The organism is Shewanella benthica KT99 (assembly GCF_000172075.1).
Taxonomy (GTDB): Bacteria; Pseudomonadota; Gammaproteobacteria; order Enterobacterales; family Shewanellaceae; genus Shewanella; species Shewanella benthica_A.
Genome location: NZ_ABIC01000020.1, coordinates 37,405 through 62,694, shown reverse-complemented (window position 1 = coordinate 62,694; position 25,290 = coordinate 37,405). Strand labels below are relative to the sequence as shown.

Here is a 25,290-nt window from a genome sequence, read left to right as displayed (position 1 = left end):
TAAACCTTCTGCTGATTACTTGGCGTTTTGACGATAAAGCTCGATAAGTTCAATAAAGTGATTGAACAAAGGTGCTGCATCATGTGGACCTGGGCTCGCTTCAGGGTGTCCCTGGAAGCTAAATGCAGGCTTATCTGTCAAATGTATACCTTGCAATGAACCATCAAACAATGACTTATGAGTCACCTTGATGTTGGCTGGTAGACTCGTTTCATCGGCAGCAAAACCGTGGTTTTGGCTGGTGATCATCACATTACCTTGCTCAAGATCACTCACCGGATGATTGGCACCATGATGACCAAACTTCATTTTAAGGGTTTTAGCACCGCAGGCGAGAGCCAACAGTTGATGACCGAGACAAATACCAAACACAGGGATCTCTGTCTTGAGGATCTCCTGAATCGCCTTGATAGCATAATCACATGGCTCAGGATCACCTGGGCCATTCGATAGGAATATCCCATCAGGCTTCATCGCCAGCACTTCAGATGCAGGTGTCTGTGCCGGAACCACAGTGACATCACAACCACGATCTACCAGCATACGTAAGATATTACGCTTCACACCGTAGTCGTAAGCAACGACCTTGTATTTAAGCTCTGATTCAGGCTTATCTTCGGGTAAACCACCGACTAGACGCCAACTACCGCTACGCCACTGATAGGCTTTTTCTGTGGTGACTTCTTTGGCTAAATCCATGCCTTTTAAACCAGGAAACGCTTTCGCTGCGGCTAATGCCTTAGCAATGTCATCCTCACCGACTAAGATACAGCCGGCTAGCGCGCCTTTTTCACGTAAAATACGAGTCAACTTTCGAGTATCAATATCTGCAATACCAACAACATTGTTAGCTTTTAAATATTCACCCAAGCATTGCTGACTACGAAAATTACTGGCCATAAGAGAAAGTTCTCTGATGATCAGACCACAAGCATGGATGGCATCGGATTCTGTATCTTCATCATTGGTTCCAGTATTACCAATATGAGGATAAGTTAGAGTTACGATCTGGCGAGAATAAGAGGGATCTGTGAGGATCTCCTGGTATCCTGTCATGGAAGTGTTAAAAACCACTTCACCAACAGCATGTCCATCGGCACCAATTGCAGTGCCAGAGAATACAGTTCCATCTTCGAGTACGAGTAAGGCAGACTTTGTCAACGCGACCTCCATAAAGAGCCAAGCTATTGAAATACAACTTTATTATTTTATAGTAATGAGCCAAGCTTCAATAAAAACAAAAAACCGGCAAATTCATGCGACTATACACAAGCTTGCTGTGACCGTCTACTCATTTGTATTTAAAGAGCAAAAAAAACCGCCTGATTGGCGGTTTATTAAAAACTTTATTTGAGACCCAATACCTGCTGCATATCATAGAGACCGGCATCTTGATTGACTAACCAAACCGATGCTCGCATGGCACCATTGGCGAATGTCATACGACTCGTTGCCTTATGGGTGATCTCCAATCGCTCACCGATATCGGCAAACATGACGGTATGCTCACCAACGAGATCCCCGGCGCGTATGGTAGAGAAGCCTATGGTTTCTCGATCACGCTCTCCGATCATGCCTTCACGACCGTAAACAGCACATTTTTTAAGATCACGGCCTAAAGTTTTGGCAATCACTTCGCCCATCTTGAGTGCCGTACCAGAAGGCGCATCTTTCTTGTACCTGTGATGCCCCTCGATGATCTCTATATCGGTGTAATCACCCATGACTTTAGCCGTCAACTCCAGAAGTTTCCACATCAGGTTAACCCCAACAGCCATATTGGGTGCCATCACAATAGGAATCTGTTTAGCATAAGTTGAGATCTGTTCTTTTTGGGCATCGGTGAAGCCAGTAGTGCCTATAACAATAGCCTTAGCATGTCTGGCACACCAATCAGCATGGTTGACACTGGCTTCCGGAGAGGTAAAATCGATGAGCACGTCGAAAGCATCGACGGTTTTATCCAGCGAATCTATGATAGGCACGTTCATCGCCCCCACTCCAGCAAGCTCACCGGCATCGACGCCTATCAGAGTCGAACCGGCTCTTTCAATCGCAGCACCTAGATAGATAGCAGGCTGAATGCGCGCAGCTTCAATAAGAGTACGTCCCATGCGGCCACTGCCGCCAGTAATAGCCACTCTTACTTGTTCAGTCATAGTATCACTTCCTCTAATGCTATCTAGCTAAATTATATAACGGGCAGCTCACCTTTTTATAGTCATAAAAAAGGAACTGTTAATTCATATTCTAAAAAAATGCCTAAGGGTTAACTTAGGCATTAAATGATCTTGAATTAAAGAATGTCGAGTAATTCGACTTCAAATATCAATGCGGAGTATGCTGGGATAGAAGCCCCCGCACCACGTTCACCATATGCCAAGTGATGAGGAACATAAAGTCTCCACTTAGCACCCACTGGCATAAGTTGTAGCGCCTCGGTCCAACCGGCAATCACACCTGACACTGGGAACTCGGCAGGTTGGTCACGAACCACTGAGCTATCGAATACATCACCATTGATGAAAGTACCGTGATAGTGAGTACGAACCGTAGCGTCAAGACTTGGCTTATCACCCTCGCCTGCATTCAAAATCTCATATTGAAGACCAGAGCCAAGCGTTACTATGCCATCACGCTTAGCATTCTCACTGAGGAAAGTTTCACCTTCGGCAGCTGCCGCTTCGGCAGTTGCTTCCTGAACTTTCTGAATACGCTGACTGATCTCAGTAAAGGCTGTTTGAAGCTCTTCCGTGCCAACTTGGCTCTCTATACCTTCAAATGCATCGGCAAGGCCTAACTGAACGGCTGAGATATCGATACCTTCGAACGAATTAGCAGCCAACTGCTCGCCAAGTTGACGACCTACGCCGTAACTTGCTTGCGCTTCAATACTAGTGAACTTGTCAGACATAATGATTCTACTCTCAGTAATTCAATTAATTTTCGCGCGTCAGTTTAACATAAAACTAAAAAAGTGTTCTTTATAAGCTCAGGTTTATTTTGCAATCTGACAGCGATTGTTTACTTTGTCCTTACTCGCCAGATAAAGAGGCATAACTTGCGCCTGCATTTGGCTTAGGTCATCGATTCTGTGACTGTGAGATGGATGGGTAGACAGTAACTCGGGGCCTTGATCCCCTCCCGCCTTGGCCATATTCTGCCAAAGCAACATACTTTGACTCGGATCAAATCCCGCTCGCGCCATCAACTCCACTCCCATGATATCGGCCTCACTCTCCTGCTCACGACCATAGGGTAATATAAAGCCGACCTGAGTACCTAAACCTAGCGCCGCCATATACAGGTCTTTATTACTGACCCCTCCAGCACCTAGCGCCGCATCAGCCAATTGCATACCAAGCCCGGTCATCTGCGCGCGGGACACCTGCTCATTGCTGTGATTTGCCAGTACATGAGCCACCTCATGGCCAATGACAGTGGCCAATTGATCTTCATTTTCAGCAACGTTTAGCAAACCAGTATAGACACCGATATGTCCACCAGGCAGAGCGAACGCGTTAACTTGATCGGACTCAAACACCACCACATCCCATTTAAGCGACTTATCGGGTAAGACTCGAGTCACTCGATTAGCCACGCAGTCTACATAAGTCACCAGCTTGCTATCTGTGCTCAGCCTCTCCTGCTTTTTAATCTGCTCAAAAGATTGGTCTCCCATCTGATTAATCTCCTCAGATGAAAACAGCAAGGTCTGACTACGGCCTGTTGGAGATTGATGAGTGGCACAGCCAGATAAGATAAAGGCCGAAAGGAGTAATGCAGGTATAGATTTCATCAGAAGATGGTCCTTTGTAATACAAGTTCTAGGTTCTAGGTTCTAGGTTCTAAAAAAGATTATATCAAACTTTCGTTAACTTTTAGCCATACATTACTACCACAATTAACCATCCTTGGATTGTGGCATAAGTGTTCCAGACACAAATATCACAATTAAGTTATACGCCAATGTTCAAAATAGGAGGGCTTTTAGCTAAAGAGGTTTTTTTTACGCAAGAAAAAAACCTCGCAAAGCGAGGTTTTATAAATTTAATTTCAGCGATAGCGCTTTGAAATTAAATTAGGTATTCAAGTCCTGGAAGAACTTCTTCACACCATCGAAGAAACCTTCGGCTTTCGGACTGTGCTTCTTAGAAGCATCCGCGAGTGTCTCGTCGAATTCGCGTAACATCTCTTTCTGACGTTCGTTAAGTTTGACCGGAGTTTCCATGACCACCTTACACAACAAATCACCCACTGCATGGCTGCGTACAGACTTGACGCCCTTACCACGCATGCGGAACATACGACCCGTTTGCGTCTCTGCTGGTATCTTAAGGTTCACCTTACCATCGAGTGTCGGCACTTCAATACCACCACCGAGTGCGGCTTTACCGAATGAAATGGGCACTTCACAGTAGAGATTATTACCATCACGAACGAAGATTGAGTGTTCACGAACGCTCACCTGCACGTAAAGGTCTCCTGGATGAGCACCATACTCACCCGCTTCACCTTCGCCAGACAAACGAATACGATCGCCATTGTCGACACCGGCCGGGATCTTAACCGACAAGATCTTGCTCTTCTCAACGCGACCTTCACCATGACACTTATTACAAAGATCTTTAATGATCTTGCCACGTCCATGACAGGTAGGACAAGCTTGCTGCACCGCGAAGAAGCCTTGGCGCATCTGCACTTGGCCTTGACCATGACAGGTACCACAGGTTGTTGGCGAGGTGCCTTTCTTAGCGCCGCTGCCATCACAGCTATCACAGGTTGCCAACTTGGGAATGCGAAGCTCTTTAGTCAGACCTTTAACCGCCTCTTCCAAAGACAGCTCAAGATTGTAGCGCAGATCACTACCACGAGCAGCCTGACGTTGGCCACCACGACGGCCACCACCGAAGATATCACCAAACCTGTCACCGAAAACATCACCGAAATCGGCATTGCCACCGCCACGATTAGGATCGACCCCCGCATGGCCGAATTGGTCATAGGCTGCCTTCTTATCGCTATCGGTAAGGATTTCGTAAGCTTCCTTTATCTCTTTGAAATTGGCTTCTGCGGCTTTATCGCCTGGGTTGCGATCCGGGTGAAACTTCATGGCTAAACGCTTATAAGCCTTTTTAATTTCACGTTCGCTGGATTCACGACCAACACTTAATACTTCGTAATAATCTCGCTTCGACATATTCTCACGCTTTCTTTGCTGATGTGGTAGCTATTCTAGTCGCTAATCTTGTAGCTCAAATCACAACTACGGGCATTAGAGTTTCCCCTAACGCCCGTATTCAATAACTCGGGGTTAGCCTTTATTACTTCTTGTCTTCTTTAACTTCTTCAAACTCTGCATCAACAACATCTTCGTCAGGCTTAGCCGCTTGTGCTTCGCCTTCTGGTGCTTGTTGTCCCTGCTCCGCTTGGGCCTTAGCCTGGGCAATTTCCATCAACTTAGACGATGCTTCCATCAGTTCTTGAATTGCTTTGTCAATTGCTTCCTTGTCTTTACCTTGAACCGCGGTGTCGACAGCAGCAATAGCAGCTTCGATCTTCTCTTTATCGTCACTTTGCAGTGCTTCACCCGCTTCTTCTATCTGCTTCTTAGTGGTATGAACCATGCCATCGGCCTGGTTACGAGCCGTTACTAACTCTTCGAACTTAGCATCTTCATCGGCATGAGCTTCGGCATCACGTACCATAGCTTCTACTTCTTCCTCACTCAGACCAGAAGAAGCTTTAATGGTGATTTTCTGCTCTTTGCCCGTTTTCTTATCGGCCGCAGAAACATGCAATATACCATCGGCATCGATATCGAAGGTAACTTCAATCTGTGGCTGACCACGTGGCGCTGCACCAATTCCTTCCAGGTTAAATTGACCCAGAGACTTGTTACCGCTCGATTGCTTACGCTCACCCTGAAGTACGTGAATAGTCACTGCACTCTGGTTATCATCGGCAGTAGAGAAGGTTTGCTGTGCCTTAGTCGGAATAGTGGTGTTTTTCTCGATAAGTTTAGTCATCATGCTACCCATGGTCTCAATACCCAGAGACAGAGGTGTAACGTCGAGTAGCAGTACATCTTTCACTTCACCAGAAAGTACACCAGCCTGAACTGCTGCACCGATAGCAACCGCTTCGTCCGGGTTAACGTCTTGACGAAGTTCTTTACCGAAGAACTCAGAAACCTCGGCGCGAACCTTAGGCATACGAGTCTGGCCACCAACAAGAATCACTTCATTGATATCTGACACTGAAAGGTCTGCATCGGCTAAAGCAATTTTTAATGGCTCAAGAGTACGAGTGATCAGGTCTTCAACCAGAGACTCAAGCTTGGCACGCGTGATCTTAACCACTAAGTGCTTAGGACCTGATGCATCGGCAGTGATGTAAGGCAGGTTAACTTCAGTCTGTGTGGTGCTGGAAAGTTCGATTTTTGCTTTCTCTGCTGCTTCTTTAAGACGCTGCATCGCCAATGGATCGTTACGTAGATTTAGACCTTGCTCCTTCTTGAACTCATCGGCAAGATACTTAATCAAACGGTTATCGAAATCTTCACCACCTAAGTGAGTGTCACCATTAGTCGCGAGTACTTCGAAGGTTTGCTCACCATCGACACTGTCTATTTCTATGATAGAGATATCGAAGGTACCGCCACCTAAGTCGTATACGGCAACTATGTTATCGCCTTGCTTCTTATCGATACCGTAAGCCAGTGCTGCAGCAGTAGGTTCGTTGATGATACGCTTAACTTCAAGACCGGCGATACGGCCAGCATCTTTAGTCGCTTGACGTTGTGAATCGTTGAAGTATGCAGGAACGGTAATCACAGCTTCGGTGACTTCTTCACCTAAGAAATCTTCGGCAGTCTTCTTCATTTTCTTCAAGGTTTCGGCCGAAACCTGAGGAGGAGCCATCTTCTTACCGTGAGCTTCAACCCATGCATCACCATTATCTGCTGCTATGATATTGAACGGCATGATGTCAACATCACGCTGAACTTCGTCATCTTTAAAACGACGACCGATAAGACGCTTAATGGCGTAAAAAGTATTAGTCGGGTTTGTCACAGCCTGGCGCTTTGCAGGTTGACCAACCAAAATCTCATCGCCAGTATAGGCGATAATAGAAGGCGTAGTACGTTCGCCTTCGGCATTTTCTAATACACGTGGTGTGCCGCCGTCTAATACAGCTACGCAAGAGTTTGTTGTGCCTAAATCGATACCAATAATTCTACCCATGGGGTGCTCCTGAAATCTTTTCTTAAGGAATGCTAAATTTGTTATCTGATGGAGATATGGGGTTAGTAAAAACGATTTCAAGCCTGAAATTAAGTTAGTAAGAAATAGTTCTTAATAATTTTATCTCAGCGAATGGCTTGCTATATTAGGTTTTACTTTGGCGCTAACCGACCCCATAATCTTGCCTTAACCTCTATATTGGGCCGTTTACATTGATTACAAGTGTAAATAGATAAAAACTGCCCACTTGGGCATTTTTTTGATCTTCGACTCAAACTCAGCACAAAAAATACAGTATAATGCATGCAATCCAAGAGTGCGTTCTCTTTGGCTTAAGTAAACAGCCGGGGAATCGTGTCGTTGTCTCTGCTGTAGTTAAGAGTGAAATCATTGAAACAATCAAATCAGGCCTATCTGTATGGCATTGGTGCCATCTGCCTTTGGTCAACGGTCGCCACCGCTTTCAAGTTGGCACTCGCCCATTTCAGCCCACTTCAGTTAGTGTTTGTCGCTACCATCACCTCTATCTTTGCCCTGGGCATTATTCTGCTGTTCCAAGGAAAGATACACCTAATAAGAGCGCAATTTAAAGCCAAGCCGCTATTTTACCTACAGACAGGTTTACTCAATCCCTTCCTTTATTATCTGGTGCTTTTCAAAGCCTATGACCTGCTACCGGCTCAACAGGCGCTATCCCTTAACTACACTTGGGCCATCTTGATGCCGCTATTGTCGGTACCACTTCTTTCCCAAAAACTAACAAAAAGTGACATGACTGCGGCCATCGTCGCCTATTTTGGGGTCTTCGTTATCGCTACCCAAGGAAATCTCACCAATTTTTCCTTCGAGAGTGGCACTGGTGTCATCCTCGCACTGACCAGCACAGTACTTTGGTCTCTGTATTGGATAGTCAACACCAAGAACAAGGGAGATCCGGTCGTGAGTCTACTACTCAGCTTCCTTGTGGGTTTCCCGTTCATTTTAGTCACACTATTATGGACTCAGGAACTGCCCAGTTGGAACTCACAAGCGTTCGCTGCGGGTATCTATGTCGGCTTGTTCGAGATGGGAGTCACCTTCGCACTCTGGTTAGTGGCACTTAAAAAAGCACAAAGAACGGCAAGCATCAGCACCTTAGTCTTCATGTCCCCCGTCATGTCTATCGGCTTTATTGCCTGGATTTTACAAGAACAGATAGCCAGTTCTACCTATATAGGTCTAGCCTTGATCTTAACGGCACTGGCATTGCAACAACTGCTGCCTCATTTGAATAAGCTGAAAAGAAAAGACAGCAGGAAATCAGCCTAAAACTTAAGTTCCAGAGAGGATGAAGCCCACTGAAAGATGAGCTTTGTGTGGTTAATTAACGCTATTTAGCTCTCTGTTAATCAAAAAACACTTTTGACTAAAATTTGTGGTATACATCAACCTGACCCACTCACACATTGACATTCAGTTGACCAAAACCTGTTTGCTCTTCATTGTGATAAGTTTGCCTTACAAAGTGTCTGCGAACCTCTACTTGCTGTCCCGGAAAGTCAACCGAGACCTCCCCAACGCCAGACTCTAATGACACTGAGCGATATAAAATTTCATGCCTGATTTCTGCATGGCCAACACTTAAGTCTACATGCCTCTGCATATGAGTCAGTTTCAGTCTATTCTTATTGTATAAATCACGACTAGAAGTGAGATTGACGATGAAAACGCCTGAAGCTAGTTTTTTTGAATGGCAACGCCAGTTTGGTTCTGAAATTGATTGTTTAAACCACCTAAAGCACATCAGATGGCCTACTGGTTTTATTTGTCCTAGGTGCAGTTGTGAGCATAGTTATCAGCTCACTACTCGTGATGTCTATGAATGTAGTCAGTGTCATAAACAAACATCTGTCACCGCAGATACTGTATTCCATGGTAGCCGTATTCCCTTAGCGAAGTGGTTTTGGGCCATCTACTTTCTCGGCTCAGATAAAGGCAGCATTTCAGCATTGAGGCTCAGTAAACTCATTGAGGTTAATTGGCGAACGGCACGCTTAATATTGAGCAAGTTGAGAACGGCAATGGGTCATAGAGACAGTCTATATAGGCTTTCAGGTCTCATTGAAATTGATGATGCCTTCGTTGGGGGAAAGAGAAAAGGTAAACGCCTGTGTTAATTGCTGTTGAAAGCAAAGTGAAACGCGCGGGATTTATCGCTATGCAGGCCGTCGACAGTGTTTGTCATGAAGCCGTTAACGATTTTGTTGCTAGGCACTTAAATGCACAGCAAGAAGTTCATACTGACGGACTAGCCGCTTTGAATATCATAGATAACACTCAACAGCATGAAGCTAGGGTTACACCGAGTGAGTTGGTCGATGAATGGTTGCCTTGGGTTCATATTGCAATAGGTAACTTAAAAGCCTTTTTACTCGGCACATTTCATGGAGTTTCGGGAAAATACCTTCAAGAATACCTTAGTGAGTTCTGTTATCGGTTTAACCGAAGAAAAATGGAAAAAGAAATCCCTAATAGGCGGTTAAATCTGGCAATAATTCATGCGCCTGTACATTCGTACTGAGTGAGGTACATAAGCATTAATGTTTTTGTAGAACTAATGTTGAGGTGCACGCCAGCAGGGGCTATTTCAGTCTGATTTAGCTCTGATAGGCTGCCGATCGTCTGGGGCGAGCTCAAAGAGTAAATATAGTTTTCAGAAGTAGCGGAAAAACTATAGGAGGAGACAAGACTGCAAAATATAACACAAGCTAAAGGAACATATTTCTTCATGATTATTGACATAGTTTTAACGTGAGCGGAGTTTACCTCCACATACTTCATCAAGAAATCACAAATCGGCACAAGTTACAAAAGCGTGACCCGGATCACGCCAGTCAAGGTGTGAAATTCAGTCAATAACGCTGGCAATGTCGACTTATTGACCATAAAGCACTGTTCAACAAATAAACGGCGGTATTCTCTGAGTCATTAGCCTCATGGTTAATAATTTTAAGCGCAATCCATCCAACTTTTTCACCACATTCTATTTCGATGTTGCACTGACTTAAAAGTGAATAGCCATTTCTACATCAATGCGGCTTAAATTAAAAATCCTGAGTCGCTCTAAACTGAGCAGATATTTAATGAGCCTGGTATTAAGATCTAGTTTTAGATTTAATCAAATATCGCCATCAGCAACTATAATTATGGATCCTATGTTGCGCCTATCTTGATTGGTGCAGCCCCCAATGGAGAGTCTAAAATGTTATTTCTTATATACTGGGAATTGAATGAAGAGATTGATGCGATGTCTCGACTACAGGCAGCTGAAAAACTTGCTGCCGCCGAGCTATTTCCACCTAAAAATGTCGACGTGATCAGATTCGACAGCACGCCAGATCTCTGGGGCATGACCTTAGTCGAGGCCTCTAATGTGGAAGATGTATCGAACGTAGTCAATATGTGGCGTATCGCCTGTCCGGGAATATTCAAAAAGACCAAGATCTCGCCCGCCAGACCAGTACAGGAATCTATGGCATCGATAGCCGAGCTAATTAAAAAACTTGCAGCGGACAAACATACATAACCGATTTTTTAATACCGACTCCTGAACAAATGGGGGTAAGATTAACCCTCTTTTCCCCATTCACTGATAATTTTCTAGCAGAAAATACCGTTCAGGGCTTCCAGGAAACGCAGGTACAGTTCCCACAATCTCAAAGCCAAGCTTTTGATAGAAAACAGGGGCTTGATAAGACAATGTATCGAGCTGGGCAACAAGGCAGCCCCGTTTCTTTGCCTCAACTTCTGCGAGTTCCATTAATCACTTCAATTTTCACTACACGGCCTCCAGCCGACATAAACCACAAACAGAACCTTATTAACTTGCTGAAACAATGTATAGCATTCCAGCATATAGACTCTGATTCTTAGAGATAATCATCTTGTGAAAAATCCAGTGTGGATGTGAGACTAGCTTTCGGGGGGCTTGGATGCCCCAGCTTCATTCCAAGCCATCAACTCCGAGAGGTATATTCCCCGACTCCGATCCACTTGTAGGTGGTCAAGGCTTCCAGTCCCATGGGACCACGAGCGTGGAGTTTCTGGGTGCTCACCGCCACCTCGGCGCCCAGGCCGAACTGGCCACCATCGGTGAAGCGGGTACTGGCATTAACGTAAACTACTGCCGAGTCCACCTGATTGATAAACGCTGCCGAGGCGTGAATGTTATCGGTTAATATCCCTTCCGAGTGCCCACTGGAATAAGTTCTTATATGACTTATAGCCCCATCCATATCATCGACAACCTTGATGCCTAAGGTCAGGGATAACCACTCTTGAGCATACGTTTCATCGGTGGCCTTCTCGATTGTCAGTCCTTGCTTTTCTGCAATAGTGATGGCCTTATCGCAGCCATAAAAACTCACACCTAAGGCCGCAAGTACCTGGTACAGCTGAGGTAACATCTCAGCAGCGATATCTCGATGGATTAATGCCGTATCCAGAGCATTACACACGGTAGGACGCTGCGCCTTAGCATTGGCGATGACTTGGATAGATTTGTCAATATCGGCATCTTTATCGGCGTATAGATGGCAGATGCCGACGCCGCCCAAAATCACCGGGATCGTCGCCTGTTCGGCGCATAAACGCTGCAAATTTGGACCACCTCGAGGCACTATCATATCGACATATTTATCCAGTTTAAGCAGCGCAGATACCAGACGACGATCCGAACTTTTAATCAGCTGCACCGCATCGGCGGGGAGTCCTTGCTCGACCACAGCCTCGCAGATAGCTTCGCTCAGGGCCAGATTCGACCGCAAGGTTTCCTTGCCGCCACGAAGAATCACGGCATTGCCCGTCTTAAGCGCTAAGACGGCGATATCGACGGTCACATTGGGACGCGCTTCGTAGATCACACCTATGACCCCAAGCGGGACTCGACGACGGGATAGACGCAGACCATTGTCCAGCAGCTGGCTCTCGAGCTCGGTACCCACGGGATCGCTCAGATTGATCACCTTATCGATATCGGCAATCACGGCTTTGAGACGGGGCTCATCCAGTAGCAGACGATCGACTATAGCATCATCGAGGCCGTTCTCTTTCGCGGCGGCCACATCTTTGGCGTTAGCAGCGACAATAACCTCACTGTGTTCATTCAACTTAGCGGCAATGGCTTCGAGCAAAGCCTTTTTTTGCAGACCATTTAGGCCCGCAAGTGCATAACTTGCCTGTTTGGCTTGCTGACCGAGTGCCTGCATATCTACTAGGTTATTCTCTATCACGTCTCTTCATCCTAAATTGTTTCGATGGACCCGCTAGCTAAGATCCATTAATTATCGTTTTAAAGAACGACCATATCGTTACGATGCACGATGGCATCGCCATAATCATAGCCGAGCAGAGATTCGATATTATCTGAATGCTCCCCCGCGATCTTAATAAGGTCTTTGGCGCTATAACGGCTCATGCCTCTGGCATATTCTTTACCGTCACTGTCAATAAGCTGCAGAGTCGCCCCGCGTTCGAACTCTCCCTGCACTGCAATTATGCCTTTAGAGAGTAAGCTTCGACCATTCTGCGTCACCGCCAATACAGCACCTTGGTCGAGCACCAGTTTACCTTGAGTCGCCTGACCCGCTAAGATCCACTGCTTACGGCTCTCCAACGGATTTTCCAACGCGGTAAAATGAGTGCCTACAGACTCCTTACAGACAGCTTTTTGTATCACCTTTGGATGATGACCCGAGGCAATAACCACTTCGACACCTGCCCGACGGGCAATATCCGCCGCTTGCAGTTTTGTCGCCATGCCACCGGTTCCCAGACCAGACACGGCGCCACCGGCTAACATGCGCAGGCTATCATCGATATTGACTACCTGCTTGATAAGTTTGGCATTGGGATTTGAGCGGGGGTCGGCATCGAATAAGCCCTGCTGATCCGTTAACAAGATAAGTAGGTCTGCATCACAAAGCAGCGCCGCTCTAGCCGAGAGGTTATCGTTATCCCCCACCTTAATCTCATTGGTCGCCACCGCATCATTCTCATTGATGATGGGGATAATGCCATGAGCGAGCAGTGCATTAAGTGTATCTCTGGCGTTGAGGTAGCGCTCCCGATCATGAAGATCGGCGCGAGTGAGCAGCATCTGGCCCACGTGCAAGCCATAGATGCTGAACAGTTGTGACCAGGCTAGAATAAGCTGACTCTGCCCCACAGCCGCTAATAGTTGTTTATTGGCTAGCGTATCGGGGAGTTCGGGGTAACCTAAGTGTTCTCGCCCTGCCGCGATCGCCCCTGAAGTACACAAGACGACTTCGACGCCCGCTTTCATCAGCGCCGCCATCTGCCTCGCTAACTCAACCATGTGCGCCTTATCTAGCTGCTTGCTGCCGGATGTCAGTACACTCGTTCCCAATTTTACTACTACGCGGCGGTAACCAATCTCACTTAAATTCATTGTCATTATAAAAAAAGAGCCGAACTTACCTTTATACTCAATCCTGAGGGAAAATGGTAGTCAGCTGGGCAAAAGAAGCATTAAAAGCATTTAATTGTGAATAAAACTCATAAAAAAAGGCCATGCATTGTATGACCTCAAATTAATTTTAATCACCAATATGCAATATTCACTTTGATTTCAACTTTGACGCCCTATTAGCCATAGATAAATTTTGCGATAAAGAGTGCGGCCAACACCACTACGCCGACACTGAGATCTTTATAACGACCACTCATCAACTTGATCACCGCGTAGGAAATAAACCCCATGGCTATCCCAGTCGCAATCGAAAAGGTCAGTGGCATCAAGATACAGACCACGACCACAGGGGCGGCTTCGGTCAAGTCTTCCCACTCCACATGCATCAGGCCTGACATCATCAGAATCGCCACATAAAACAGAGTACCAGCCGTAGCGTAGGCTGGCACCATGCTAGCCAGTGGTGAGATAAATAGCGAGAGTAAGAAAAGAAAACCAACCACCACAGCGGTTAAGCCCGTACGGCCACCAGCACTGACACCCGCAGTTGACTCCATATAGCTGGTCGTTGTCGAAGTTCCTAACATGGCCCCGGCTATGGTGGCCGTACTATCGGCTGTTAATGCACGTTTAAGCTTGGGCAGACGTCCCCTATCATCCAGGAATCCGCCTCGCTGGGCCACGGCGACTAAGGTGCCAGAGGTATCAAACAGGTCGACAAACAAGAAGGCGAATACCACCGATAACATGCTGATATCAAGCACACTGGCAAGATCCATCTTCATGAAAGTCGGCATAATGGAGGGAGGCATAGCAAGCACCCCAGAATATTGCACGTCGCCAAACAGTAATCCAAGTAAGGTAATAGACAGAATACTCACCACCACAGCCGATTTCATTCCCCGTTGTACCATGGCGATGATCAAGAAAAACCCCAATGCCGCCATAACAGCAGGAAACGCGGTGATATCTCCCATAGTCACTAGAGTCGTAGGACTCGCCACCACTATCCCGGCGCTTTTCAAACCAATCAGAGCGAGGAATAAGCCGATACCCGCGGCGATGCCAAGCCTCAAGGACATAGGAATACTGTTGACTATCCACTCTCTTATTCTCACCAAAGAGAGGATCAGAAAACAAATACCCGATAAGAATACCGCCCCAAGCGCCGTCTCCCAGGTGTAACCCATCTCGCCAACCACGGTATAAGTGAAAAAAGCATTGAGACCCATGCCCGGAGCCAAGGCGATGGGATAATTAGCCACGATTCCCATGATTAAACAACCAATAGCCGCGGCCAGGCATGTAGCCACAAACACGGCGCCATGATCCATGCCTGCATCGGCAAGCATCATAGGGTTAACGAAGATAATATAGGCCATGGTCAGAAACGTGGTTAACCCCGCCATCGCCTCCTGTTTTAACGATGTATGGTTCTCTTTGAGTTTAAATAGTTTTTCTAACATGACGCTCAATCCCTGAATATGAGTGTTGGAACATGTGATCCTAATAGGCTTATAGTCAGTGAAATCCAGCTAAATGACAAACACTGATAAGGCAAACACTGAAAGACAATAAGTCTTCAAGCTGAAGTTGACTGGATTGAATTCGCCACCTTGCGCCATAAACTGTTCAAACTGTAGAATAAAAGGCAAAAAAAAGCCTGCTCAATGAGCAGGCAAAGACTAATTCAAGTGTTCCAAATGGAAAGAGTTTCCGCGCTAACAGTTACACTGGTATATAGACTCGCTCAAAAACGATCATCAATATACAACTCGAGTCATAACATCCCAAAATGGATAAGGGTTGATAGATGGTAACTAGCTTGCTATCACAAGGGGTTAACTTAGATGATAGCAGGGACAGTCAGCCCTTTTGTTCTCTATAGATCAGCGTCTAAGGAAGGTTAGTCCTTAAAAGTCATCGGGTATAAGCCGCCACGTAAAGCCTCGGTACAAAACCAAGTGCTGTGCCAATAAGTGTGTTGCATTCCGGTATAAGACATAATCAATACTCCTAAACAAAGTTGTAATACATACTCTAGTCAAACTTGGTATGGCGTTAATCTAAACGCGATACCTCAGAGTCAACTCGTCGCTCGATTCCTTGGAGAATTATCCATCCTGGATAGACTTAGAGGTGGAAGGCATCATTGCCTAACCAACGAGAGAGACTATACCTAATGTGTAATTAAATTACAAGATTTATTTCAATTCAGCCTAAATAAAGCAAAAAACAGTCTATTTACGTAATTAAAGAACATAGTGACTATAAATAGAGACAAAAAGTAAACCAGCAGAAAATTAACCAGTAGTGAGTCACAGGAACAGGTATGAAATTGAGTATGAAAGAAGCTCACTAAAAAATATCGAAAAAAAGCCTGCTCAATGAGCAGGCAACGACTAATTTCAAGCGTTCCGAAAGGAAAGAGTTTCCGCGCTAACAGTTACACTGGCTTATCATTCAGACATTCAACGTTAAATTGAATGGCTTAACAACAAACATCTTGAGTCTAAAGATCCCAAAAGGGATTAAGGTTGATGGATGGTAACTAGATGGTTATCAATCAATATTCAAAATATTGAAGTAGATAACAGGGTAGTCAGCCCTTAAAACTGATACAACAAGGAGGGTTAGCCCTTGAAGCTCATCGGGTACAAGCCGCCACGCAAAGCCTCGGTACAGAACCAAGTATTTTGCCAATAAACGTACTGCATTCCAGTATAAGGCATAGTCAACACTCCTAACAAAGTTGTAATTAAATTACTCTAACCATTCATGCCTGTTGCCAGCGGGTAAGGCTTTTAAAGCAAAGGAAACACGTTAAAGTCAACTTGTCGCTCGATTCCTTGGAGAATTATCCTTCCTGGATAGACTTTATTGAAAGAGACTGTTTGCCTAATCAATGGAGTTATTATAGACAAATGTAGTTTTATTACAATAGTTATTTGATCTAGATTAATAAAACTTAATGATCAGGCTAAAACGACGATAAAGCGTGTAATTTTACAACGAGATGAAGAATTTTAAATCTATAAGCCTATTTTTTGCTACATAATGAAAACTGATGACAAGAATAAGCCACTCGACGTTAAATATTAATAAGTAGGTTTATGGGTACGGGTAGCCGTAAACCATCACATATTCCTAAGTCATGTATTGAAAAAGGCCGGCCAGTGGTGTGGCCGTCGAGCTAGCGTAAAGCGCCTGGCCTTAGATTGCACTGCCCGCGATATCCACGTGGGTAAGGCCATTGGCTTATTAGAGTTAAGGCCATGAGCACTCAGACCCGATGCCTCTAACAGAAACGCTGCCGGATACTGATGACCACGTTCCGTTACCGATAATAGATACCCATTATTCCTGAGTCATATACTTATATAGACCCACCAGCGGCGTGGCCGTCGGACTACCATAGAGCGGATGACCTTCTGTAGCACTGCCTGCTATGTCCACGTGGGTGAAGGCCATTGGCTTATTAGAGTTAAGGCCATGAGCACTCAGACCCGATGCCTCTAACAGAAACGCTGCCGGATACTGATGACCACGTTCCGTTACCGATAATAGATACCCATTATTCCTGAGTCATATACTTATATAGACCCACCAGCGGCGTGGCCGTCGGACTACCATAGAGCGGATGACCTTCTGTAGCACTGCCTGCTATGTCCACGTGGGTGAAGGCCATTGGCTTATTAGAGTTAAGGCCATGAGCACTCAGACCCGATGCCTCTAACAGAAACGCTGCCGGATACTGATGACCACGTTCCGTTACCGATAATAGATACCCATTATTCCTGAGTCATATACTTATATAGACCCACCAGCGGCGTGGCCGTCGGACTACCATAGAGCGGATGACCTTCTGTAGCACTGCCTGCTATGTCCACGTGGGTGAAGGCCATTGGCTTATTAGAGTTAAGGCCATGAGCACTCAGACCCGATGCCTCTAACAGAAACGCTGCCGGATACTGATGACCACGTTCCGTTACCGATGACGGTCCATTATTGGATGAGAGTATATCCGCCGCGCCCGATGGGTCGACGATCTTGGCAAAATCTTCACGCCGCAGCACAGACTGCTCGATAGGCTCGCCCCAGGCCAGACCTAAGTTGGCCATACTGGCAGCCACGCCCGCCTGCTTGGCCACCGCATTTTCTACGGTGGCAGTATATCCGCCGAAGCAGCGCACCACATGGCCGGTTAATGTCGCCACCGAAAACAACTCTGGCTTAACAGATTTTTCTGCTTTGATCCTCAGATGTGACAGCAGATCTGCCAGTATCAGACGTCCTTCCGCATCGGTATTGCCAATTCTGACTCGAATGCCGGCATGACTTGTGATGATCTCATCGGTAACGAAGGCTTCGCAGCCTATGCTATTACGCACCAAGCCAAGTTCGGCAACCACACGAATGCCCTTTGGCTTAAGCATAGATAATGTCTTCATCAGGCCAGCGACTGCCGCCGCGCCACCCTTGTCCCGGCTCATGCCTGCCATACCACCGGCAACCTTGATATCGGCGCCGCCAGTATCATAGATAACGCCTTTACCCGCATAGAAGTAAGTATGTTCTATCTCACCGCTGCCAACATACTCGAGTTTAACCACACGGGGTTGATGTCTGGCAACCGCAAATGAGGAGCGACCTACAGCGCTGAGCAAAGGATAATCACGCTCTAATACATCTCTATCTTCCACAACATCAACCTTGAGGCCTGAATCTTGATAGGCAGCAACACAGTAATCGGCAAAGGCTGCTGCAGACATACGCTCCGGCTCTGTGCCACATAAATCTCTGGCCAAGTTTCTTCCCGCCTCTATGGCATTCAGGCTCTGGCTAGCTTGGGTCGAATTAAACAGGCCTATGGCCTCGAATGCTGGTGTATCACCACTGACTTCACGTCTCTCCAGAGTTTGCCACAACTCCTGACCACAGGATAAGGCGGCAACTTGGGTAGAAAATTGATAGCGCTCATCACTGTCACCAGCAACAACCAATAAAGGACGAATAGCACCGGCATCTTTGGCTAGCTTAATGCCCGCTCTCGCCGCATCGGCAAAGATACGCACATCTTCAAAATCATCCTGACTGTTCTTCACCGGTGAGATGATCAAACGGCCACCAGCGAGTCCTGGGGCAAACAATAGCGTCGGAGATTGTCCTACGCGTTGGTCGACCTTAGCGCCGTGCTCCGCCAGCAATGTCACCTCGTCAAAACCAGATTTACTGATATCTGTGGCTATGACAACCAGAGCATCCCAACCACTGCCTTCGAAGATCGCATCATCATCGAGTACATCAACAAAATTAACCTGAGCCATGAACCATCCTTCTGCTTGTGAGATCGTATCATTAGATTCTATAAGTCACAGATAAAACCTTGTTTTAAATGAGTCATTACAGAACACATATTTTATAATTTTACGCACTTTATAATGCATTTATTGGCTAGTAATAATAACCGAAGTTAAGCCGATGCCAAGTGCTTATAAAATATTGCTGGAAACTTTGTATATCAACCTTTACATAAGCAACATCCTGGCCTGATAACCTTGGCGTTTAGCTGTGATAGAATGCGGTTAAATTTAGCCTCCAAGTCGTATTCTAAAGAGGAATTATCCGTGACAGCAATAAGCCAACTACAACCTCAAGCACTCTGGCAGTGGTTCGATCAGATCTGTGCGATCCCGCATCCTTCTAAGCATGAACAAGCGCTCAGCGAGCATATTCAAGCTTGGGCTAGAGACAAGCAACTTGCAGTTGTTGAAGATAAAGTCGGTAACCTCATCATCAAGAAACCTGCCACTCCGGGCATGGAAAACCGTAAGACAGTGGTCCTGCAGGCCCATATCGACATGGTGCCACAGAAGAATTCAGATAAGATCCATGACTTTGAGACAGATCCTATTATTCCCTACGTGGATGGTGATTGGGTTAAGGCTCAGGGTACGACTCTGGGTTCTGACAATGGCATTGGCATGGCGTCGGCATTAGCTGTTTTAGGCTCGGATGATATTCCCCACGGACCATTGGAAGTGCTGTTAACCATAGATGAAGAGGCTGGTATGACGGGTGCTTTTGGCCTGGAAGCCGGTTATCTGGATGCCGAGATCCTAATTAACACAGATTCTGAGCAAGAAGGCGAGATCTACATGGGTTGTGCCGGAGGTGTCGACGCCCAGATCAGTGTGCCTATGGTGTGGCAAGCCCCAGAGTCGAGCGACTCGACATACACCTTGACCCTATCGGGTTTAAAAGGCGGTCATTCGGGTGTGAACATACATCTTGGACGTGGTAATGCCAACAAGCTGCTGGCCCGTTTCCTGTTTAATTATACCGATGACTTGGCACTGAAATTAACTAACTTCACCGGTGGTTCTCTGCGTAACGCTATCCCCCGTGAAGCCAGTGTCAGCTTTATGCTACCCGCTGAAGATATCGCTCAACTCGAGACTGAAATTGAAAAGTTTCAGACGCTTATAAGGGCAGAGCTAGCCATTGCCGATCCCGATATGGTACTCGAACTAGCCGAAGCGTCTGCGGCCAAACAAGTCATGAGTGAAGATACTCAGAATATGCTGATTAACCTACTCAATGCGTGTCCAAATGGCGTGATCCGCATGAGTGATGAGGTTGAAGGTGTGACTGAGACTTCATTAAATGTCAGCGTCATCAGCACAGCAACACAGAGCGTTGAAATTCTCTGCTTAATTCGCTCACTGATAGATTCAGGTCGTGAAGAAATTGAGAGCGTATTAACCTCACTGACAAACTTAGCCGGCGTCAAGATAGCATTCGGCGGTGCTTACCCAGGATGGAAGCCAGATAACAGCTCACCTGTGATGGCCCTGGTGCGTGAAACCTATGACGACATCTACAACAAGAAGCCGGTGATCATGGTGATCCATGCGGGTCTTGAGTGTGGTCTGTTTAAGAAGCCTTATCCTGAGATGGACATGGTATCGATTGGTCCGACTATCCGCTACCCACATAGTCCTGATGAGAAGGTACTCATAGAGACTGTAGGCCTGTACTACAAGCTGCTGTTAGCGGTTCTGCAACGCATTCCAGAGAAAGATTAAACAAGATGTCGAGTTCCTAGGTGCTAGTATCTAAGGAGTTCGAATCTAGCACCTAGTTACGTCTTAAAACCCTTGACACTAGCACCTAACTACTTCTTTTATAATCCTTCTTTTAAAAAACGTTCTTTTAAAATCCTAAGTCCATCTGCAACTCTCTCACTTCATTGTCTGCCGCTCTGGTGTTAACCGCCGACTGACTCGCTAAGCCGACCGACACACCTAATAAACGAATGCCTCTCCCCTGCTGACGATCCAACGCTTGTGCGAGCAGACCGTAGAATAGCTTCACCGACATTTCATCGGCTCTATGCTCTATGGTGGTCTGTTTAAAATCACTAAATTTAAGCTTAACCACTTGCTTATTGATGCTGCGATCTTTGGCGCTACGTGTCATGCGCGCCGCCAACTCCTGAATAAGCTGAGGCATCACCCCATGACACTGATCCAGAGTATAGATATCCTTCGCCAGCGTCGTCTCGACCCCCACAGATTTACGCTCCCTGTGTGGATAGATGCTACGTTCATCTATCCCCTGAGCCCGTTCAATCAAGACAGTCCCAAATTTCCCGAAACGCTCGATCAGGGCCAATTTAGGATAATCCTGCAGATCGCCGCAGGTTTTAAGGCCGATATCCTCAAGCTTCTTGCCCGTCACCTTGCCCACACCAGGGATCTTAGTCAGGGGTAAGCTTTTCACGAAAGGGGAGATCATATCCGGGGTAATCACATATTGTCCGTTGGGTTTATTCAGATCTGAGGCGACCTTGGCAAGAAATTTAACCGGCGCAATCCCTGCAGAAGCCGTAAGGCCTGTGACCTCGAAGATCTCCTGCCTGATGGCTGCTGCTATTAAGGTCGCCGAACCCTGACATTGAGTGCAATCGGTGACATCCAGATAAGCCTCATCCAGAGAGAGGGGCTCAATCAGGTCGGTATAGTGGGCAAAAACTTCACGGATCTGCATCGAGACCTCTTTGTAGACTGACATGCGGCCAGGCACCAATACCAGATCGGGACAGAGTTTTAGCGCATAGCCTGAGGCCATGGCCGAACGGACACCGAAGACCCGCGCCTCATAGTTACAGGTGCTGATAACTCCACGGCGATCACTGCGCCCCCCCACGGCTATGGGCTTGCCCCTTAACTCAGGAAAGTCGCGCATCTCGACCGCGGCAAAATAGCAGTCCATATCGATATGAATAATTTTCTTCAAAGCCGTTTTCAAAACACTCTCTAGACAAGAAACCCTCTCACATCACTATACTGTATATAAAAACAGTATCCAACAAAAATGAGACCAAAGGAGAGGATTTGTACCAGAAGTGAACGCCAAAAGAGCAAGAAATAAACAAAAATGCCATCGAGTCGTTAACCCAACATGCTTATGTACCTCACTCAGTACGAATGTACCGGCGCATGAATTATTGCCAGATTTAACCGCCTATTAGGGATTTCTTTTTCCATTTTTCTTCGGTTAAACCGATAACAGAACTCACTAAGGTATGCTTGAAGGTATTTTCCCGAAACTCCATGAAATGTGCCGAGTAAAAAGGCTTTTAAGTTACCTATTGCAATATGAACCCAAGGCAACCATTCATCGACCAACTCACTCGGTGTAACCCTAGCTTCATGCTGTTGAGTGTTATCTATGATATTCAAAGCGGCTAGTCCGTCAATATGAACTTCTTGCTGTGCATTTAAGTGCCTAGCAACAAAATCGTTAACGGCTTCATGACAAACACTGTCGACGGCCTGCATAGCGATAAATCCCGCGCGTTTCACTTTGCTTTCAACAGCAATTAACACAGGCGTTTTCCCTGCGGCTCCACGTCCGCGTTTACCCTTTCTCTTTCCCCCAACGAAGGCATCATCAATTTCAATGAGACCTGAAAGCCTATATAGACTGTCTCTATGACCCATTGCCGTTCTCAACTTGCTCAATATTAAGCGTGCCGTTCGCCAATTAACCTCAATGAGTTTACTGAGCCTCAATGCTGAAATGCTGCCTTTATCTGAGCCGAGAAAGTAGATGGCCCAAAACCACTTCGCTAAGGGAAGGTTAAGGGAAGGTGGTTTAAACAATCAATTTCAGAACCAAACTGGCGTTGCCATTCAAAAAAACTAGCTTCAGGCGTTTTCATCGTCAATCTCACTTCTAGTCGTGATTTATACAATAAGAATAGACTGAAACTGACTCATATGCAGAGGCATGTAACCCAATGGCATTATCAAAGCAAAAAACTATCTAGGTTTAGCTAACATTCAAGTGTTCTGCATGGAATCTCAGATGCTGCTCGATGAAACTGGCAATAAAGAAGTAGCTGTGATCATAACCTTCATGGCTTTCAAGCACTAGAGGATAGCCACTCGCCTTGGCTGCAGCTTGCAGCGTCCCAGGTTTTAGCTGCTCGGTTAAGAAGTTATCCGCTTCCCCTTGGCTGACTAGAGCAGGCACAAATGATGCTCCATCCACCTCAGAGGCGTTACGCATTAGGGTACTGGCATCATAGTCGGACCAAGCCGATGTGTCCCGGCCCAAGTAAGCGCTAAAGGCTTTCTTGCCCCAAGGGCAATTAATCGGATTGCTGATAGGACTAAAAGCCGAAACGGACTGGTAGGCAGCAGTGTTTCTCAGAGCGATGACTAAGGCGCCATGTCCGCCCATTGAGTGCCCGGCAATAGAACGCTTATCGGTCACCGGGAACATGGACTCAACCAAGGCGGGTAACTCATGGACTATGTAGTCATACATCTGGTAATGCTTGTTCCACGGCGCCTGAGTCGCATTGACATAAAAACCGGCACCTTGACCTAAGTCGTAGCCCTCATCGTCGGCAACGTCACTGCCACGGGGACTGGTATCCGGCGCAACGATAGCGATGCCAAGCATCGCCGCCAAACGTTGGGCGCCCGCTTTGTGCATGAAGTTTTCATCACTACAAGTCAAACCAGATAACCAATAAAGTACCGGTACTTTCTGACCATTCGATGCTTGTGGTGGCAGGTAGATGGCGAAACGCATAGCACAGTTTAAGCTCGTGGATTGGTGACTATATTGCTTGTTCCAACCACCGAATATCTTATTACTACTGAGATTTTCTATTGTCATTATTTATCCTTATTACCGCTTCGAGAGCATTTATCAAAATGACTATTTGTCAAAGTGACTATTTATCGAAGTGGATCACACTACGAATGCTCTTGCCTTCATGCATAAGGTCGAACGCTTCATTGACCTGTTCAAGACCCATGGTATGAGTGATGAAGTCACTTAAGTTAAACTCACCAGCCAAGTAACGTTCAACATAGTCAGGTAACTCAGAGCGACCTTTAACACCACCGAACGCAGAACCTTTCCACACACGACCAGTCACAAGCTGGAATGGTCGGGTTGAGATCTCCTGACCTGCACCAGCGACACCGATAACCACAGACTCGCCCCATCCCTTATGACAGCACTCGAGCGCCGAGCGCATCACGTCGACGTTGCCGATACACTCGAAGGAGTAGTCAACGCCACCATCTGTAAGCTCAACGATGACATCCTGTATCGGCTTATCATAATCTTTAGGGTTGATAAAATCGGTAGCACCAAGCTTACGAGCCAGGGCAAACTTACTCTCGTTGATATCGATAACTATGATGCGGCCGGCTTTTGCCATAGTCGCACCAATAACGGCAGACAGACCAATACCGCCCATACCGAAGATAGCAACGGTTGCGCCCTCTTCAACCTTAGCCGTATTCATCACCGCGCCTATGCCAGTTGTTACACCACAGCCTAACAAGCACACTTCTTCTAACGGCGCCTCAGGGTTGACCTTAGCCAGAGAGATCTCAGGTAGGACTGTGTACTCAGAAAAAGTAGATGTACCCATGTAATGGAAGATGTCTTTACCGTCTTTGGAGAAACGAGTGGTGCCATCTGGCATCAAGCCTTTACCTTGAGTCTCACGGATTTTCTGACACAGGTTTGTCTTACCGGATTTACAGAACTTACACTCACCACACTCAGGGGTATAAAGTGGAATAACATGATCGCCGACCTGTACACTGGTCACGTCTTCACCGATAGACTCGACGATGCCGCCACCTTCGTGACCTAGAATACAAGGGAAAATCCCCTCAGGATCATCACCCGATAGTGTGAATGCATCGGTATGACATACGCCGGTTGCGACCATCTTGATGCGCACTTCACCTTTTTGTGGTGGCATAACATCGACAATTTCCATAGACAGAGGTTGGCCCACTGCCCAAGCTACCGCGGCTTTCGATTTGATTGTTTGTGCTGTCATTTTAGCTCCAAAATATAATGGGTTAAATCATGGGACCTATACCAGGGAAAGATGCTAAATCTAATTCCTAACACAGTGTCTTTTGAATATGGGATAAGTATATCCCTTAAGATTAAAATGATAATCCTACTTATAAGTAAATTACTTTTACCATATGGTAACAATGTTTATCTGGGAGGTACCTATGT

17 protein-coding genes and 5 pseudogenes are annotated in these 25,290 nt (G+C 46.3%); 4 read left to right on the top strand and 18 right to left on the bottom strand.

Annotated features, from left to right (window positions below):
- Positions 1–15: 15 nt before the first annotated feature.
- The 6 genes from carA to dnaK form a co-directional block, all read right to left on the bottom strand.
- Positions 16–1,173: a glutamine-hydrolyzing carbamoyl-phosphate synthase small subunit gene (gene carA / locus KT99_RS11035; protein WP_086017594.1), complete on the bottom strand. Its 1,158-nt coding sequence runs from the start codon at positions 1,171–1,173 to the stop codon at positions 16–18.
- Positions 1,174–1,346: 173 nt separating this feature from the next.
- Positions 1,347–2,159: a 4-hydroxy-tetrahydrodipicolinate reductase gene (gene dapB / locus KT99_RS11030; RefSeq protein WP_005499987.1), complete on the bottom strand. Its 813-nt coding sequence runs from the start codon at positions 2,157–2,159 to the stop codon at positions 1,347–1,349.
- Between the two features lie 137 nt (positions 2,160–2,296).
- Positions 2,297–2,914 (bottom strand): FKBP-type peptidyl-prolyl cis-trans isomerase, encoded by a 618-nt coding sequence (locus KT99_RS11025; protein ID WP_005499986.1) that lies wholly within the window; start codon positions 2,912–2,914, stop codon positions 2,297–2,299.
- 84 nt (positions 2,915–2,998) lie between these two features.
- The gene (locus tag KT99_RS11020) at positions 2,999–3,799 is read right to left on the bottom strand and encodes a M48 family metallopeptidase (protein WP_005499984.1); all 801 of its coding nucleotides are present in this window, start codon (positions 3,797–3,799) and stop codon (positions 2,999–3,001) included.
- Between the two features lie 282 nt (positions 3,800–4,081).
- Positions 4,082–5,200 (bottom strand): molecular chaperone DnaJ, encoded by a 1,119-nt coding sequence (gene dnaJ / locus KT99_RS11015; RefSeq protein ID WP_005499983.1) that lies wholly within the window; start codon positions 5,198–5,200, stop codon positions 4,082–4,084.
- 124 nt (positions 5,201–5,324) lie between these two features.
- Positions 5,325–7,247 carry a molecular chaperone DnaK gene (dnaK, locus tag KT99_RS11010; RefSeq protein ID WP_005499982.1) on the bottom strand — a complete coding sequence of 641 codons (1,923 nt, stop codon included), beginning with the start codon at positions 7,245–7,247 and terminating at the stop codon, positions 5,325–5,327.
- A 390-nt stretch (positions 7,248–7,637) separates the two neighbouring features.
- On the opposite strand from dnaK, the gene KT99_RS11005 reads away from it, so the two are divergent.
- Positions 7,638–8,555 carry a DMT family transporter gene (locus tag KT99_RS11005; protein WP_040571881.1) on the top strand — a complete coding sequence of 306 codons (918 nt, stop codon included), beginning with the start codon at positions 7,638–7,640 and terminating at the stop codon, positions 8,553–8,555.
- A 130-nt stretch (positions 8,556–8,685) separates the two neighbouring features.
- Here the strand turns inward: KT99_RS11005 and KT99_RS11000 are convergent, their stop codons facing one another.
- Entirely contained in the window at positions 8,686–8,889 is a 204-nt protein-coding gene (locus KT99_RS11000) for a hypothetical protein (RefSeq protein WP_040571880.1), read from the bottom strand.
- A 58-nt stretch (positions 8,890–8,947) separates the two neighbouring features.
- Between KT99_RS11000 and KT99_RS10995 the strand changes: the two are divergent.
- Positions 8,948–9,807, top strand: a pseudogene (locus KT99_RS10995) (IS1595 family transposase).
- A 681-nt stretch (positions 9,808–10,488) separates the two neighbouring features.
- A complete protein-coding gene (locus KT99_RS10990; protein WP_040571879.1) occupies positions 10,489–10,812 on the top strand; it encodes a hypothetical protein in 324 nt (107 codons plus the stop codon).
- A 60-nt stretch (positions 10,813–10,872) separates the two neighbouring features.
- Here the strand turns inward: KT99_RS10990 and KT99_RS10985 are convergent.
- The 7 genes and pseudogenes from KT99_RS10985 to KT99_RS10965 all read right to left on the bottom strand — a co-directional run.
- A pseudogene (locus KT99_RS10985) lies at positions 10,873–11,049 on the bottom strand (GNAT family N-acetyltransferase); the annotation flags it as partial.
- A 193-nt stretch (positions 11,050–11,242) separates the two neighbouring features.
- On the bottom strand, positions 11,243–12,493 hold the full coding sequence (locus KT99_RS10980; protein ID WP_040571886.1) for a glutamate-5-semialdehyde dehydrogenase: 1,251 nt from the start codon (positions 12,491–12,493) through the stop codon (positions 11,243–11,245).
- An 83-nt stretch (positions 12,494–12,576) separates the two neighbouring features.
- On the bottom strand, positions 12,577–13,695 hold the full coding sequence (gene proB, locus KT99_RS10975) for a glutamate 5-kinase (RefSeq protein WP_005499971.1): 1,119 nt from the start codon (positions 13,693–13,695) through the stop codon (positions 12,577–12,579).
- 197 nt (positions 13,696–13,892) lie between these two features.
- Positions 13,893–15,182: an NCS2 family permease gene (locus tag KT99_RS10970; RefSeq protein ID WP_005499969.1), complete on the bottom strand. Its 1,290-nt coding sequence runs from the start codon at positions 15,180–15,182 to the stop codon at positions 13,893–13,895.
- A 1,891-nt stretch (positions 15,183–17,073) separates the two neighbouring features.
- Positions 17,074–17,283, bottom strand: a pseudogene (locus KT99_RS22850) (leucyl aminopeptidase family protein); the annotation flags it as partial.
- Between the two features lie 7 nt (positions 17,284–17,290).
- Positions 17,291–17,518 (bottom strand): annotated as a pseudogene (locus KT99_RS23390) (leucyl aminopeptidase family protein); the annotation flags it as partial.
- Positions 17,508–19,043 carry a M17 family metallopeptidase gene (locus KT99_RS10965; RefSeq protein ID WP_005499967.1) on the bottom strand — a complete coding sequence of 512 codons (1,536 nt, stop codon included), beginning with the start codon at positions 19,041–19,043 and terminating at the stop codon, positions 17,508–17,510. The pseudogene KT99_RS23390 and the gene KT99_RS10965, both read right to left, overlap by 11 nt.
- A 300-nt stretch (positions 19,044–19,343) precedes the next feature.
- On the opposite strand from KT99_RS10965, the gene KT99_RS10960 reads away from it, so the two are divergent.
- Entirely contained in the window at positions 19,344–20,804 is a 1,461-nt protein-coding gene (locus KT99_RS10960; RefSeq protein WP_005499966.1) for an aminoacyl-histidine dipeptidase, read from the top strand.
- Positions 20,805–20,931: 127 nt separating this feature from the next.
- On the opposite strand, the gene dinB is transcribed toward KT99_RS10960, so the two are convergent.
- The 4 genes and pseudogenes from dinB to KT99_RS10940 form a co-directional block, all read right to left on the bottom strand.
- Positions 20,932–22,017 (bottom strand): DNA polymerase IV, encoded by a 1,086-nt coding sequence (dinB, locus tag KT99_RS10955; protein ID WP_040571885.1) that lies wholly within the window; start codon positions 22,015–22,017, stop codon positions 20,932–20,934.
- A gap of 182 nt (positions 22,018–22,199) precedes the next feature.
- A pseudogene (locus tag KT99_RS10950) lies at positions 22,200–22,945 on the bottom strand (IS1595 family transposase).
- 110 nt (positions 22,946–23,055) lie between these two features.
- A complete protein-coding gene (gene fghA, locus KT99_RS10945) occupies positions 23,056–23,913 on the bottom strand; it encodes an S-formylglutathione hydrolase (RefSeq protein ID WP_005499963.1) in 858 nt (285 codons plus the stop codon).
- 58 nt (positions 23,914–23,971) lie between these two features.
- A complete protein-coding gene (locus KT99_RS10940; protein WP_005499962.1) occupies positions 23,972–25,102 on the bottom strand; it encodes an S-(hydroxymethyl)glutathione dehydrogenase/class III alcohol dehydrogenase in 1,131 nt (376 codons plus the stop codon).
- Between the last annotated feature and the right edge of the window lie 188 nt (positions 25,103–25,290).

Excerpts from the sequence above, each read along its gene's own strand:
- carA (WP_086017594.1), bottom strand. The coding sequence starts at position 1,173 with ATGGAGGTCGCGTTGACAAAGTCTGCCTTACTCGTACTCGAAGATGGA.
- dapB (WP_005499987.1), bottom strand. The coding sequence starts at position 2,159 with ATGACTGAACAAGTAAGAGTGGCTATTACTGGCGGCAGTGGCCGCATG.
- KT99_RS11025 (WP_005499986.1), bottom strand. The coding sequence starts at position 2,914 with ATGTCTGACAAGTTCACTAGTATTGAAGCGCAAGCAAGTTACGGCGTA.
- KT99_RS11020 (WP_005499984.1), bottom strand. The coding sequence starts at position 3,799 with ATGAAATCTATACCTGCATTACTCCTTTCGGCCTTTATCTTATCTGGC.
- dnaJ (WP_005499983.1), bottom strand. The coding sequence starts at position 5,200 with ATGTCGAAGCGAGATTATTACGAAGTATTAAGTGTTGGTCGTGAATCC.
- dnaK (WP_005499982.1), bottom strand. The coding sequence starts at position 7,247 with ATGGGTAGAATTATTGGTATCGATTTAGGCACAACAAACTCTTGCGTA.
- KT99_RS11000 (WP_040571880.1), bottom strand. The coding sequence starts at position 8,889 with ATGCAGAGGCATGTAGACTTAAGTGTTGGCCATGCAGAAATCAGGCAT.
- KT99_RS10990 (WP_040571879.1), top strand. The coding sequence starts at position 10,489 with ATGTTATTTCTTATATACTGGGAATTGAATGAAGAGATTGATGCGATG.
- KT99_RS10980 (WP_040571886.1), bottom strand. The coding sequence starts at position 12,493 with ATGCAGGCACTCGGTCAGCAAGCCAAACAGGCAAGTTATGCACTTGCG.
- proB (WP_005499971.1), bottom strand. The coding sequence starts at position 13,695 with ATGAATTTAAGTGAGATTGGTTACCGCCGCGTAGTAGTAAAATTGGGA.
- KT99_RS10970 (WP_005499969.1), bottom strand. The coding sequence starts at position 15,182 with ATGTTAGAAAAACTATTTAAACTCAAAGAGAACCATACATCGTTAAAA.
- KT99_RS10965 (WP_005499967.1), bottom strand. The coding sequence starts at position 19,043 with ATGGCTCAGGTTAATTTTGTTGATGTACTCGATGATGATGCGATCTTC.
- fghA (WP_005499963.1), bottom strand. The coding sequence starts at position 23,913 with ATGACAATAGAAAATCTCAGTAGTAATAAGATATTCGGTGGTTGGAAC.
- KT99_RS10940 (WP_005499962.1), bottom strand. The coding sequence starts at position 25,102 with ATGACAGCACAAACAATCAAATCGAAAGCCGCGGTAGCTTGGGCAGTG.